This window comes from Streptomyces sp. NPDC051173 (assembly GCF_040689515.1).
Classification (GTDB): Bacteria; Actinomycetota; Actinomycetes; order Streptomycetales; family Streptomycetaceae; genus Streptomyces.
In genome coordinates this window covers 22,200-34,985 of record NZ_JBFBBD010000019.1, presented here as the reverse complement: position 1 = coordinate 34,985, position 12,786 = coordinate 22,200, and the positions used below count along the sequence as shown (strand labels likewise).

Sequence of the window (12,786 nt, the reverse complement as noted above, 5' to 3'; positions counted from 1 at the left end):
TTGTGATCCGTTGCCGGGAACGAGTCTGTGACAGCCGGGAGCCGGAGGTAAGGGAAGAGGATTCCTGGGAACGCCAGTCCTACCCTGGTTGTTGCATCGACCATGATGCCCCGTACCGTGGACAGGACACAGGAGTTGGCCGCGTTCTTGCGGACCCGACGCGAACGCTTGAATCCGCACGATTTCGACCTGCCCTTGGGCCGGCGGTCCCGGCGGACCCCCGGACTGCGCCGCGAAGAGGTCGCCGAACTGGCCGGGGTCAGCACCGACTACATCGTGCGACTGGAACAGGCCCGCGGGCTGCGGCCCTCGGCGGACGCGACGGAGGCGCTGGCCCGGGCACTGCGCCTGGCCCCCGACGAACGCGCCTACCTCTTCGACCTGGCCCAGCAGCGCCCCCGCAACGCCGACAAGCCAGCCACCAGCGCGGCGCCGCCGCTGGCCCGGCTGGTCGCCGACCTGTCGCCGCTGCCGGCCATGCTGATGAACCACCGCTACGACATCCTGGCCTGGAACGACGAAATGGCGAGGCTGCTCGTGGATTTCGACACCCTGCCACCCTCACAGCGCAATGCGATGTGGCTGTGCCTGATGCATCCGGAGCTGCGCGATCTATACGTCGACCGCGAACGCGTCGTGCGGGAGGGAATCGCCCACCTCCGCGCCGCGTGGGCCGCGCATCCGGAGGATCAGGCGTTGACCGACCTCATCTCCGAATTCACCACTCACGACGAGGACTTCGCGCGGCTGTGGGCCGATCGGGACATCCATGTCAACGGCCGCGGACGCAAGGTGATGCGGCATCCTGACGTCGGTGTGATCACAGTGGATTTCGAAGTGCTGATGCCACTTCAAGACCCGGACCAGCGGTTGGTGATCTACCGCGCCATGGACGACGAGAGCCAGTCGGCATTGGACCGGTTGTGCGCGCGGTGATGTCGAACCGTCCGTGCACTGAGGGCTGCGCGTCCCGCGCCGACGGCGGGCCCGGCTGAAGGCGGCCCTGCTCGGACGGCCGACCGGTCCGACCCGGTCGGCGGTGGAGAGACGGGCGGCACCGAGTCTCCAGCTGGGATCACTGAGCGGAGACCTTGTGGACGGTGGTGTCGTCGGGGTTCAGCCGCCGCCCGTCCGCCGACAGCACCTCCAGTGCGGGCAGGCGGTGTCCCTGCCGTCGGTCGACCAACTCCGAGTGCGGTTCGCCGGGGGCGAAGAAGTTCTGTTCGCCCCACTGCCGCAACGCCACGATGACGGGGAAGAGCGCCTTGCCCTTCGGAGTCAGTACGTATTCGCGGTAGGCGCTGCCGTCCGAGGCGGGAACGGATTCGAGGACACCGCCCGCGACCAGGGTGCGCAGCCGCGCGGTGAGGATGTTCTTGGCCACGCCAAGGCTGCGCTGGAACTCCCCGAAGCGCCGGCTCCCGTCGAAGGCGTCCCGCACGATCAGCAGGGACCACCAGTCGCCGATCGCGTCCACCGACCGGGCGACGGGGCATTCACTGTCGTCGAAGCGCGTCCTGGTCACCATGGCGTCCTCCACTCCCACATCGGTTGCAACATGCTACCTGAGTAGTTACCGTCGCCACTGGTAGCGAGATGAAACCAGAACGAGAGGGAGTGCCGATGCCCGGCAACGGTGAGGCTCTGACACGACGGACCGAGACCCGAGGTGAGGAGGGTCCCGCGCCCGCCCTGTCCCGTGGCGTCGTCACACTGTTCGCCGTCGCTTGTGGGGCCGCGGTGGCCAACGTCTACTTCTCCCAGCCGCTCCTGGTGACCATGGGTCACGACCTCGCCATGAGCCCGGCACTCGTCGGCAGCGTGGTCACCCTCACGCACGTCGGATACGGACTGGGTCTCTTCTTCCTCGTGCCGCTGGGCGACGTGGCCGACCGCCGACGGCTCATCGTGGCCCAGTTACTCCTCCTGGTGGTGGCGCTGACCGTGGTGGCCGTCGCCCACACGGCGGCGGTCCTGCTCGCGGGCATGGCCGCGACAGGGCTCCTCGCGGTCGTCACACAGACACTGGTGGCCTTCGCGGCATCACTGGCCCCTCCCGCCGAACGCGGACGTGTCGTCGGTCTGGTCACCAGCGGCGTGGTCATCGGGATCCTGCTCGCCCGCACCGCGGCCGGCCTCATGGCCGACCTCGCGGGCTGGCGCTCCGTCTATTTCGCATCGGCGTCGCTCACCGCCCTGCTCGCCCTGGTCCTGTACCGAGTACTGCCACGCCACGGTGACGTCCCACCGACAACCCTGCGCTACGGGCAGCTCCTGCGCTCCACGATCACCTTGTTCGCGCGGGAACGACTGCTGCGGCTACGAGCCCTGTTCTGCCTGCTGATCTTCGCCGCCTTCAGCACCCTGTGGAGCAGCGTCGCGCTACCGCTCAGCGAGGCCCCGTACTCCTTTTCACACAGCGCGATCGGGGCGTTGGGACTGATCGGTGTCGCAGGCGCCCTGGCCGCGACCGTGGCGGGCCGCCTGAACGACCGCGGCCTCTCCCGCCGGGCCACCGGCATCGCCCTGTCCCTGCTCGTCGTCTCGTGGCTGCCCCTGGCCTTCACCCGCGACTCGCTCTGGGCCCTGTTCGCCGGGGTGATCCTCCTCGACCTCGCCGTGCAGGCTGTCCATGTCACCAACCAGACCCTGATCTACGCACTGCACCCGGAGGCGGGCAGTCGGCTGATCGGCGGCTACATGGTCTTCTACTCGATCGGCAGCGCCACCGGCGCCATCGCAGCGACGTCCCTCTACACGGTGGCCGGCTGGGGCGCCGTATGCGCACTGGGCGCCACGTTCAGCTGCCTCGGGCTCGTAGTGTGGGCGTTCACACGGCACAGCACCCCGGACATCGGGCGCTGATACACGACCCCGCATTCCGCCCCTCCGTCAGGTGCTCCGCACGGCGTTCCATTGGTACGAGAGGATGACTTTTCGCCCATCGGCCCGCGCTCGCACACTCCACCGTTGCCGTCTGACGCACCACTCCCCCACCAACGCTCCCGTGACCGACTCCAGGGGTAAAACCGCTGGTGGCAGCGGTGCATGGAGATCGGCGGCGGGAGGGCCGGGGCGCGAGGTCATATCTGGCGGCCCCTCAGATCGCTTGCCTGTACGAGGTTTCGGGCGGATCGCGGACATCCCGGTGTCATGTGGGTATCGCAAGGGCCCGGTAACCTACCAGTACCAACTCCCATTCCGGGACCGTTCGGTGCTTCGCGGGCGTCGCCCATGGGGTCCACGAACAACACCGGGCTCCGGGAGGGAGGTGACCTCATGGAGGGAGCTCCAAAGGGCCACCGCGGCGACAGGTGGGACCGGCTCTACCGCTGGATCCGCTGGGTCGGCCCGCTCTACACGGTTGTCAGGGCCGTGCGGGAGCTGTTGACCTGACCGAACCGCCTGTAGCAAAGGCCCCGACCCGGTGGTCGAGGCCCCGCCGTAGTTGCAGAGGGCCTCATCCCCGAGCGCTTGGCCGGCACGGAGGGGGTGAGGCTCTCGCGTTTCCCCGCGGGTGTGCCACCGCCGGGGCGGGTGCGAGGGAAACGCGTCTTCCGACACCGCCACTAAACACCGCCCCCTGGGCACTGTCAAAGGCATCACCACGCGTGGCCGCGACCGGGCCGGCCCGTCAACAAGGGTGCTGAACTGGGAAAACGGTCGGGACGCACCGTGCAGTACGAGTCAGCTCTGACACGCCGAACTCCTCCATGTGGCGAGCAGTGGCGAGCGGGGCACAGGGTGGGCACCGGGTTCACCGTCGGCGCGGATGGTGTCGCTGCCGGCGGCGGCACCGACGCTGGAGGAACAGATGCGGCCGCGTGTCAGCAACGGCGGCTGAACGGGCGCCGGAGTTGCTCCCGGCGGGCGACGCACAGGCCCTGATCGGCCCGGGTGACCGTGGCGTTGCCGACCGTTGGACCCCGTCGTGCTGCATCCTGGCGGCCGAGTGCCGGACGGCGGACGAAGCGTTCGCGGCGGGCGATCAGCAAGGGATGAACGACATGGCGGTGTGCGAGGTCTGCGACAACGACTACGAGATGGCCTTCGAGGTGCGCGCTGCGGGAGCCGTGCACGTCTTCGACAGCTTCGAGTGCGCCGCGCACAAGCTCGCGCCGATCTGCGACACCTGCGGGTGCCGCATCCTGGGCCACGGCCTGGAGACCGACGGGATGTTCTTCTGCTGCGCCCACTGCGCGCGGGCCAAGGGCTACTCCGGGCTGGCCGACCACGCCTGAGCCGTCACCGCCCCGCACGTCGGCAGGTGCTCTCACGCTCGCCCCGCCCCATGTCGACAGATCAGCGGTTGGCGCGTGCCTCGAAGAGGCTTCGCAGGTGCGTCAGGCTCTGCTTGGCCAACGGGTGCAGAGCGGGCGCGGCCGCGCGCGCTTCGCCGCGCAGCCGCTCGATGGCGTCGAGGCCGAGGGCTTCCTCAGCCTCGGTGGCGAAAGTGGGTTCGGCGAGCCAGTCGTCGAGGAGGCCGGGCGTGACCTCCAGGTGGAACTGGAGACCCCAGGCGGCCGGACCCGCACGGAATGCCTGACACTCGGTGCTCTCGGTACGGGCCAGCACGCGGGTCTCGGGGTCGGGCACGATGCGGTCACCGTGCCAATGGAGTATGGCGGGGGCGTCAGCCAGCGGGCCGACGACCGGGTCGTCACGGTCCACGTCGCGCAGCGGGGCCCAGCCGATCTCGCTCTCCCGGCCGAGCTCCGTACCCGTACGGACAGTCAGACCGTGGGCCCGAGCGAGGAGTTGGGCCCCCAGGCATACGCCCAGCGTCGGCGTCCCGGACCGCAGCGCGTCTGACAGGAGGTCACGCTCCACCTTCAGGGCAGGATGGCCTGTCAGGTCATCGGCGTTCATGGGGCCGCCCATCACCACGAGCCCCGCCAGATCCGACGCCGGCGGCAGATCGTCCAGCGAGGCGCCCGGAGTGTCGATCAGATTCCGGATGTCCACCTCCAGTCCGCTCCCGTCCAGGGCGTCGAGGATCAGGCCGGGCTTCTCGACCTCGACGTGCTGAAGGATCAGAACGGTGCTCGCAGACATGAGGTGGACTCCTGGCAGGAACGAGAAATGCGGAGGCGGATCGATGGAGACCTTAATGGGGGCAGGGCGGAAGAGACCAGGCGGGTATGGGCGACCTGACCCCTCCTGCCTGCCCTGCGCCGTACGGAGCCCGGCCGCACCGGACCGCCGACCGTTGATGGCGGCCCGCAGCGCGGACCTCGCGTACGGGCGCACCCTGCCCAGGTTGCTGCGTGAGGCCGGTCTGGACGACGTCCAGGCCGACGCGTATTTCCCGATCACCTCGCCGGCGTGTGCCGTCCTGGAGGCCGCGACCGTGCGGCAGGTCCGGCACCGCCTGGTGGCGGAGGGACTCGCCACCGACGAGCAGATCGACCGCCACTTGGCGAACGTCGCCACCGGACGCCTGGACCTGGCCACCGCCCCGATGGTCTCAGCGTGGGGACGTCGGCCGTAGCGTTCGCACAGTCCCTAATTCAGCCCGGCGATGAACTCGCTCAGCAGGCGGTTCGCCGAGCCGGACCGGAACAGGCGCGCAAGGTCCGCCCGGGCGACCTGGTGGTGGAACTCGCCTTGGTACGAGGCGTCACCGGCGTTGTGTATCAGTTCGGTCCACCATGTCGCGAAGGCCTGGTAGTTCCACACATGGAGAAGGCAGGTCGACGAGTAGCCGTCGAGCAGGGTCGAATCATGGTTGTTGGCCTGGTAATGGGTGACGGCATTCGCGAAGATCTCGGCGTCGTGCAGGGCCAGGTTCATTCCCTTCGCGCTCATCGGAGGGACGATGTGGGCGGCGTCCCCGAGCAGGTACAGCCGGCCGTGGCTCATCGGGCTGTGCACCACGCTTCGCAGCGGCACCAGTTGTGTGCCGGCGATCGGCCCCCGGGCAGCCATGGGTTCACCGAAGCGGGTCTCGAGTTCGTCCCAGATCTGCTCGTCCGTCCACTGTGACACCGAGCTGTCGAGCGGGCACTGGAGGTAGAACCGGCTCGCGTGTGGGCCGCGGGCGAACTGACCGGCGAATCCGCGTGGGTGCAGCGCCATCATGGACTGGTGACGGGCGGGAACCTCCGCGAGGACGGTCAGCCACGCGAACCCGTATTCGTGGGAGTACCGGGTGAGGCTCGCGCTGGGGATGGCCGTCCTGCTCACACCGCAGTCACCGTCACAGCCGGCGACGAACTCGCAGCTGATCACCTTTGTCGATCCGGCGCTGTCCCGATAGCGAACGTGCGGGGGTGCCTCGTCGGCGATGTTCCGCAACGAGACGTCCTCGGCGTCGAAGCGGAGGTCTCCGCCGTCGCTGACGAAGACGTCGATGAGGTTGCGGACGAGAACCTGCTGGGGGCAGAAGCGTCCGCCGTCGTGATCGTCCGGCGCGAGGGCGAGGGGACGCGTCTCGCCGTCGATCCGGAAGTTCAGCACCGGTTCGACCGGGACCCCTCCGATCACCCGGTCTTCGAGGCCCCACTCCCGGAACATGCGTGCCGCCCGGGTGTCGATGACACCGGCGCGCTGTCGCTGTTCGACGTATTCACGGCTGCGTTTCTCCAGGATGACGCAGCCGATCCCCCTGCGCAGCAGGAGGTTTCCGAGGGTGAGTCCGGCGACTCCCGCTCCTACGATCACCACAGCGGTGCTGTCGTGCGCTTCGGGGGCTGACCGGGACACTCCGGCCGGGACTGTTGTCATGCCTCCATGGTCACGGGACACCGGATCCGCGCGGCACCGTCATGCGGACAAGATGTTCCGGAAACCCGCCAAGGCCGAGCGGACTCCACCGATTCCACCGGTCGACGGCGCCGGTCCTCCGTCACCGGTCTCCGCGACGGAGCTCCGTCTGATAGCGCCCCGGCGTTTGGCCGACGATCGCTGTGAACGCTTCGATGAAGCTGGTGGGGTTGGCCCAACCCAGCCGGGTGGCCGTGTCGATGACCGCGTCCCCCTCGACCAGTCCGACCAGCGCGTGCTGGACACGCAGCAGGCTCCGCCACCGGTGGAAGCCCATCCCCAGCTCGGTCCGGAACAGACGGCTCAGGGTCCGTTCGCTCGCCCCGACCGTCCGTCCGAGCTCCGCCAAGGTGGTGGCGAGGACTCCGGCCGAAGGATAGAGCAACTGTCCGTCGGTATGACGGTGGGGTGCCACACCGTCTCCATGGGCGAGCAGTCCGCGCTTGTCCTCGATGGCGGTGGCGAGGTGGGACTTCCGGCGGATGTCAGGCACGGTTTCGAGCCTACCGATCGGAGTACGTGCTCCAGGAGGCACTGCCCTACGCGGCCACCGCGGCGAGGGCGGCCCGCGCGATCTCCGGCCGACCGCCCCGCGAGCGCGAAGACGAACAGGGACGGGTCACCTGCGAGTCGCGGTGTCCGAGGGCAGTTCGGCGAAGCGGGCGCGGTAGTCGCTGGCGAAGCGGCCGAGGTGTGAGACGCCCCACCGGTAGGCGATCGTGCCGACGGGGTCGCTGGAGGCGAGGATGTCCTCGCGGATCCGGTCGAGCCGCAGGTTGCGGACGTAGGACATGGGCGAGAGGCCGAGCCGGCCGCGGAACGCGGAGCTGAGGGTCCGCGGGCTGCAGCCTGCGGCACCGGCGATGCCGCCGAGGCTGATGTGCTCGGCGAGGTTCGCCTCTATGAACGCGAGGGCTGCCCGCAAGAAGCGCGGGTGGCCGGGTCGCGGACCGTCGTGCAGCTCGTCGGTGTGCGAGTGCGGCTGGGCCAGGAGCAGGGCGGTGACGAGACAACGCAGTTGGCTGCGCTGCAGCTCCGCGCGCTGGAACAGGTGGTCTCCCGAGTCCATCTGTTCGAGGAGGGAATGAACCAGCAGCCGCACTGCCCGGCCCTTGGACGTGGTCAGGTCGAGGGTGGGGGCGAAGCGCACGGTGGACACCGGCGGGTGACCGGTCAGCGCGGCGAATTCCTGGTCGACGAGGGCGGCGTCGATCCGCAGGCCCAGGAACCTCGTCCTCCGGCCGCTCAGGGGCCGTAGTTCCTGGGTGTCTCCGGGGTTGGCGACTCCCGCCGTCGCCTCGTCGAGGATCGCCCGCAGGCCGCCGCACGATACCGAGAGGGCTCCGGAGACACCGATGTTGACGAAGTAGGAGCCGCGGTCACGGCCCTCGGCCGGGGCGACGCGCACATCGAGTGGCGAGGCGAAGTAGCCCACCGCGAAGTCGTCCGCGGCGACACCGCGCAGCTCGTGTTCGCCGCCGCGCAGCTCGTCCAGGGGCGACGTGGCGATCGAGCCGCCGAAGAGGCGGGTGGCGGAGTTGAGCAGGTCGGCGGGGTTCTGGGATCTGGTGATGAGGTGGTTGCGCAGCGGCGTCGGCACGATGGTGGGGTCACCTCCCTGGAAGTCCATTGTCAGCCATGGCGGTTGGCCGGTTCCGTCGCGGGCGTACGAATCGAGCTGTACGCCGCGGCTGTCCCCTGCGGGCTGCCGCCTCCAGCCAGCCGGCCTCCAGCTGCCGACGAGGGCGCGGAGGTTCCACGGGGCTCTCCGCTCAGATCGGCGGGGCCATGAACAGCCCTGGGTCGACGTCGTTGTGGGACTTGGTGGCGATGAACTCGTCCATCTCGTCGGCCGTGCCCCATTGATCCGCGTTGGCGGGATCGCGCAGGTCGAAGATGTGGGGGTGCCAGGTGTCCTCGTCCAGGATCTCCAGCTCGGTGGTGTACTCGACGGTGTTGCCGGCCCGGTCGAGGAAGTAGCTGAAGGAGTTGTCGCCGGCACGGTGCCGCCCCGGCCCCCACAGCCGCTCGATGCCCAGGCGCCGCATCCGGCCCGTGCCACGCATGAACTCGTCGATTCCGCGCATCTCGAAGGAGGCGTGGTGGAAGGCCGCGTGCGGCCCGCGCACGATGCCGAAGCTGTGGTGAAAGGTGTTGCACCGCAGAAACCACATGATCTCGCCCCGGTCGCCCAGACACATCGTGTCCGAGAGGCGGAACCCCAGGTGTTTGATGTACCAGGCCACCGTGGCCTCGGGGGTGGGAGAGTTCATCAGCACGTGGGAGAGGCGCACGGGCACCGGCTCGCGGGCCTCGACCTTGCGGTGCCTGCGGGCGGAGACGTCGGCGGAGACCTCGACCACGCGGCCCTCGTTGTCGAAGAAGCGGACCGCGTAGCCGCCTCCGGGAGTGTTCAGCTTTTCAGGTTCGTGGACCAACTGAACGCTCTTCAATGCCAGTTGTGCGGCCATGGCGTCCACATCGTCGGCACTGGCCGCGCCGAAGGCGATGAGGTCGGTGCGCTTGTGGGCGTCCTCGCGCAGCCGCACCACGTACTGCTCCGGGGATCCTTCGGCTGCCAGAAACGAGACACCGGTGTCGGTGGCGGTCTCCGCCAGCCCCCACAGCTCGGTGTAGAACCGGCGCTGCTCGGCGAAGTTCGGCATGGCGATGTCGATGTGCCGCAGGTGGGTGATCGGACTTCTGTTACTCATGGCGCACTCCCTTGAACTACGCTGGTCAGCTCGGTCGTTCGGTCATCAGTCGTGCGAACGGCAGGGCGTCGGGGCACCCTTGGCGGCGGACAGTTACGCGGGCTCGGCCATGAGCCGGTGGCAGGAGTCGGCCAGCGGATACGCCTCGTGGTGGCGCTGCGCCTGTTCCAGGCCGGCGATGGCCACCGAGGTCTCCACGAGCGTTCGGCACCGCTGCGCGCGTCGGCTGACGAACGCCTGGAGCCCCGCGCCGACGAACTCGTGCCGCCCGAGTTCGCGGGCCAGTACGAGCCCGTCCTCGACGGCCAGGGCAGCGCCGCTGGCCATCTGCGGTGCGGGCGCGTGCGCGGCGTCGCCGATGACCACGCCGTTGCCCCGGTTCCAGGCGCCCTCCAGGAGCGCCGTCAGCACCGGGCGGCGCACCACCGATTCCGACGCGGACACCAGGGAACGGATCTCCTCCACCCGGCCCGGGAAGGTCTCCAGCAGTTGCCGCAGGCGCGGGGCGAGTTCGGCATCGGGCAGGACGCTCCGCTCCACACCGTTCTCCGTCAGGAACACGTACGCCTGTCCTCCCGAGAGGGGCACGAGGCCGGCCGTGCCGGCCTTCCCGGCGAACTGATGGATCCCGGTGGCCCACTGCGGGCGGGGTACCAGGGCCCGCCAGACCATCTGCCCGTGAAAGTCGAGCGAGGTCTCGAGCCCCAGCAGGCCCCGCGCCGACGAGCGGATCCCGTCCGCGCCCACCAGCAGCGCGACCTTCCGGGCCGTCCCGTCGGACAACCGGACACGGGCCGACTCCCTCTCCTGATCCACCGCGGCAACGGTCACTCCGTGGCGTACCACTACGCCGCACCGATCGGCTTCCGCGCGCAGGATGCGGTGCAGTACGGGGCGCGCGATACCGACCACCGCCGGCCGCCGCGCACCGATCAGGCGCGGCAACTGGACCTCACCCGCGGGCTCGCCGTTCACGTCCACGTGCGTGACCGTGCTCATGCCGTAGCCCTCGGCCAGACACGTATCCGCAAGACCCAGCTCGTCCAGCGCGCGCAGCGCAGGACCGGTCAGGCACAACCCCCATCCGGTAGTCGCCTCCGGCGGGCCGGCCTCGGCGATCTCGACCTGCCATCCGCCGCGTGCCAGGGCGGTGGCCGCTGTCAGACCAGCCACGCCCGCACCCACGATCACGGCTGTCCGCGCACCGCGATAGCCCTCCATGTACGCCTCCAGAGCGCCGATTTCTTCGAAACCGTAGGGCGCGTCGGCGCTCCGCGATATCCGAATCGGGCGACGGCCATCCACTGTCGGCAAGCGGCCTTCTCCCCAGAGGACCTCGTCGGCGCGCGGCCCCGCCCGTGCCTCCTCCTGGAACGAGGCCCCCAGATGGAGTTCGTACGGCACGTGGGCCTCCGAGTGGCTGCCCAGTTGCGGCGCGGCACGACGGGCCCCAGCGCCAACCGCACAGGGCGACGTCATCACCTACCGCTCCGAGTCACTCTGAAGGACCTCGGTCACCGCCTGTCGCATCTTCCAGACCGCAAGGGGGCGCTGCGATGCCAAGTGCCTCACCCCGAGCGGCCCTCTTCATCCGTATCCGCCGCCCGACCCGGACACCGGCAGGGCAGATTTCAACCACACTTGCGATTCTGCGGGATCGCACGTTCGAAGCCTCCGTCTGCACCGCACCTCGAAAAGGTAAGCAAATGCCCGGGTGCGACCCGCGCGCCACCGCGAATCCCCAGGTGAACAACCTCCACTGCCTTTTCGGTGGGCGCAGTTGTTTTGCCGGGTTGCGTTCCACTTCCCGGCACGCCGTAGCTAAGGCTTAGCTCATCAGGTTTTCCTACTAATCGCCGAGACGTCCATGGCGAAGGGAACCTCGTGACGACACCATCGGAGCAGCAACAGGCCGAAGCCCAGGCACAGTTGAGTCTCAGCACCGCGGCCGCCCGCAATCTGGCGACGACCACCAAGTCCATACCCCAGATGCAGGGCATCAGCTCGCGCTGGGTGACCCGCATGCTGCCCTGGAACGAAGTCGGCGCCGGTACGTACCGCGTCAACCGACGGCTGACCTACACCGTGGGGCGAGGGCGGGTGAGCTTCGTCAAGACCGGCGCGGACGTCCGGGTCGTGGCCTCCACTCTCACCGAAGTGCCCCCGCTGCGCGGCTTCCAGGAGGAGAGCCTCCTCACCGAGCTGGCCTCGCGTTTCACCCAGCGGGACTTCGAGCAGGGCGACGTGCTCGTCGAGGCCGGACAGCCGATCGAGGAGGTCTTCCTCATCGCGCACGGCAAACTCAGCAGGTTCGGGACCGGCAAGTACGGCGAACCCACCGTGCTCGGCGTCCTCGCCGACGGCGACCACCTCGGCGAAGAGGCCCTCCGGGAGGAGGAGCCGACCTGGGGCCACACCGTCAAGGCCACCACCAACGGCACCGTCCTCGCCCTGCCCTGGGCGGCCTTCCGGCAACTCCTCGGCCGCTCCGAGGCGCTGCGCGGCCAGATCGACAGCTACCTCAGCACCCACCAGCAGTCGGTCAACAAGAAGGGCGAGGCCGACGTCGAACTGGCCTCCGGTCACGTGGGCGAGCCCGAACTCCCCGGCACCTTCGTCAACTACGACCTCTCGCCCCGCGAGTTCGAGCTGAGCGTCGCGCAGACCGTGCTACGCGTGCACAGCAGGGTCGCCGACCTCTACAACGACCCGATGGACCAGGTCGAACAGCAGCTGCGGCTCACCATCGAGGCGCTCCGCGAACGCCAGGAGCACGAACTCGTCAACAACCGCGACTTCGGTCTGCTGCACAACGCCGACTACAACCAGCGCATCTCCACCCGATCCGGCCCGCCCACGCCCGACGACCTCGACGAACTGCTGAGCATGCGGCGCAGCACCCGGATGATGTTCGCCCACCCACGCGCCATCGCCGCCTTCGGCCGCGAGTGCAACAAGCGCGGGATCTATCCCGACAGCGTCCAGGTCGACGGGCACCTGGTGCCCGGCTGGCGGGGCGTGCCGATCTTCCCCTGCGGCAAGATCCCGATCAACGGCGGGGGCCACAACATCTCCTCCGTCCTCGCCCTGCGCACCGGCGAGGAGGACCAGGGGGTCATCGGCCTCCGCAAGACCGGACTCCCCGACGAGTACGAACCCGGCCTCAACGTACGGTTCATGGGCATCAACGACCAGGCCGTCATCTCCTACCTCGTCAGCACCTACTACTCGGCCGCCGTCCTGGTCCCCGATGCCATCGGCGTCCTGGAGAACGTCGAGGTCTCCCGTCACCGCGACTGAACCGTCC

General features: G+C 69.1%; 11 protein-coding genes and 1 pseudogene. 5 read left to right on the top strand and 7 right to left on the bottom strand.

From position 1 onward, the window contains the following. Positions 1 to 117 precede the first annotated feature (117 nt). A complete protein-coding gene (locus AB0435_RS13540) occupies positions 118 to 936 on the top strand; it encodes a helix-turn-helix transcriptional regulator (RefSeq protein WP_366005581.1) in 819 nt (272 codons plus the stop codon). A gap of 139 nt (positions 937 to 1,075) precedes the next feature. On the opposite strand, the gene AB0435_RS13535 is transcribed toward AB0435_RS13540, so the two are convergent. Continuing rightward, the gene (locus AB0435_RS13535) at positions 1,076 to 1,528 is read right to left on the bottom strand and encodes a helix-turn-helix domain-containing protein (protein ID WP_366427012.1); all 453 of its coding nucleotides are present in this window, start codon (positions 1,526 to 1,528) and stop codon (positions 1,076 to 1,078) included. Between the two features lie 89 nt (positions 1,529 to 1,617). Here AB0435_RS13535 and AB0435_RS13530 point away from each other — a divergent pair, with 89 nt between their 5' ends. Both AB0435_RS13530 and AB0435_RS13525 read left to right on the top strand, forming a co-directional pair. Beyond that, on the top strand, positions 1,618 to 2,865 hold the full coding sequence (locus AB0435_RS13530) for an MFS transporter (protein ID WP_366005619.1): 1,248 nt from the start codon (positions 1,618 to 1,620) through the stop codon (positions 2,863 to 2,865). A gap of 1,142 nt (positions 2,866 to 4,007) precedes the next feature. Further along, complete coding sequence (locus tag AB0435_RS13525) at positions 4,008 to 4,241, top strand: hypothetical protein (protein WP_361520986.1); 234 nt, start codon at positions 4,008 to 4,010, stop codon at positions 4,239 to 4,241. A gap of 61 nt (positions 4,242 to 4,302) precedes the next feature. Here the strand turns inward: AB0435_RS13525 and AB0435_RS13520 are convergent, their stop codons facing one another. Then, complete coding sequence (locus tag AB0435_RS13520) at positions 4,303 to 5,055, bottom strand: type 1 glutamine amidotransferase (protein WP_366427011.1); 753 nt, start codon at positions 5,053 to 5,055, stop codon at positions 4,303 to 4,305. Between the two features lie 154 nt (positions 5,056 to 5,209). Between AB0435_RS13520 and AB0435_RS13515 the strand changes: the two are divergent. Continuing rightward, positions 5,210 to 5,491, top strand: a pseudogene (locus AB0435_RS13515) (SAM-dependent methyltransferase); the annotation flags it as partial. A gap of 14 nt (positions 5,492 to 5,505) precedes the next feature. Here AB0435_RS13515 and AB0435_RS13510 read toward each other — a convergent pair. The 5 genes from AB0435_RS13510 to AB0435_RS13490 all read right to left on the bottom strand — a co-directional run bounded on the left by AB0435_RS13510 (position 5,506) and on the right by AB0435_RS13490 (position 10,700). Further along, positions 5,506 to 6,726 (bottom strand): 4-hydroxybenzoate 3-monooxygenase, encoded by a 1,221-nt coding sequence (locus AB0435_RS13510; RefSeq protein WP_366427010.1) that lies wholly within the window; start codon positions 6,724 to 6,726, stop codon positions 5,506 to 5,508. A gap of 121 nt (positions 6,727 to 6,847) precedes the next feature. Then, positions 6,848 to 7,258: a helix-turn-helix transcriptional regulator gene (locus tag AB0435_RS13505; protein WP_366427009.1), complete on the bottom strand. Its 411-nt coding sequence runs from the start codon at positions 7,256 to 7,258 to the stop codon at positions 6,848 to 6,850. A 126-nt stretch (positions 7,259 to 7,384) separates the two neighbouring features. Next, positions 7,385 to 8,395 carry an AraC family transcriptional regulator gene (locus tag AB0435_RS13500; RefSeq protein WP_366427008.1) on the bottom strand — a complete coding sequence of 337 codons (1,011 nt, stop codon included), beginning with the start codon at positions 8,393 to 8,395 and terminating at the stop codon, positions 7,385 to 7,387. 142 nt (positions 8,396 to 8,537) lie between these two features. Then, on the bottom strand, positions 8,538 to 9,479 hold the full coding sequence (locus tag AB0435_RS13495; RefSeq protein WP_366427007.1) for a VOC family protein: 942 nt from the start codon (positions 9,477 to 9,479) through the stop codon (positions 8,538 to 8,540). A gap of 93 nt (positions 9,480 to 9,572) precedes the next feature. Further along, positions 9,573 to 10,700, bottom strand: coding sequence for an FAD-dependent monooxygenase (locus AB0435_RS13490; protein WP_366427006.1), 1,128 nt, complete (start codon positions 10,698 to 10,700; stop codon positions 9,573 to 9,575). 663 nt (positions 10,701 to 11,363) lie between these two features. On the opposite strand from AB0435_RS13490, the gene AB0435_RS13485 reads away from it, so the two are divergent. Continuing rightward, positions 11,364 to 12,779, top strand: a complete 1,416-nt coding sequence (locus AB0435_RS13485) for a family 2B encapsulin nanocompartment shell protein (protein WP_366005588.1) — start codon at positions 11,364 to 11,366, stop codon at positions 12,777 to 12,779. Positions 12,780 to 12,786 lie beyond the last annotated feature (7 nt).

What these genes read in the sequence shown, in the direction of transcription:
- AB0435_RS13535 (WP_366427012.1), bottom strand. Translation starts at nt 1,528, where the DNA reads ATGGTGACCAGGACGCGCTTCGACGACAGTGAATGCCCCGTCGCCCGG.
- AB0435_RS13525 (WP_361520986.1), top strand. Translation starts at nt 4,008, where the DNA reads ATGGCGGTGTGCGAGGTCTGCGACAACGACTACGAGATGGCCTTCGAG.
- AB0435_RS13520 (WP_366427011.1), bottom strand. Translation starts at nt 5,055, where the DNA reads ATGTCTGCGAGCACCGTTCTGATCCTTCAGCACGTCGAGGTCGAGAAG.
- AB0435_RS13510 (WP_366427010.1), bottom strand. Translation starts at nt 6,726, where the DNA reads ATGACAACAGTCCCGGCCGGAGTGTCCCGGTCAGCCCCCGAAGCGCAC.
- AB0435_RS13500 (WP_366427008.1), bottom strand. Translation starts at nt 8,395, where the DNA reads ATGGACTTCCAGGGAGGTGACCCCACCATCGTGCCGACGCCGCTGCGC.
- AB0435_RS13495 (WP_366427007.1), bottom strand. Translation starts at nt 9,479, where the DNA reads ATGAGTAACAGAAGTCCGATCACCCACCTGCGGCACATCGACATCGCC.
- AB0435_RS13490 (WP_366427006.1), bottom strand. Translation starts at nt 10,700, where the DNA reads ATGGAGGGCTATCGCGGTGCGCGGACAGCCGTGATCGTGGGTGCGGGC.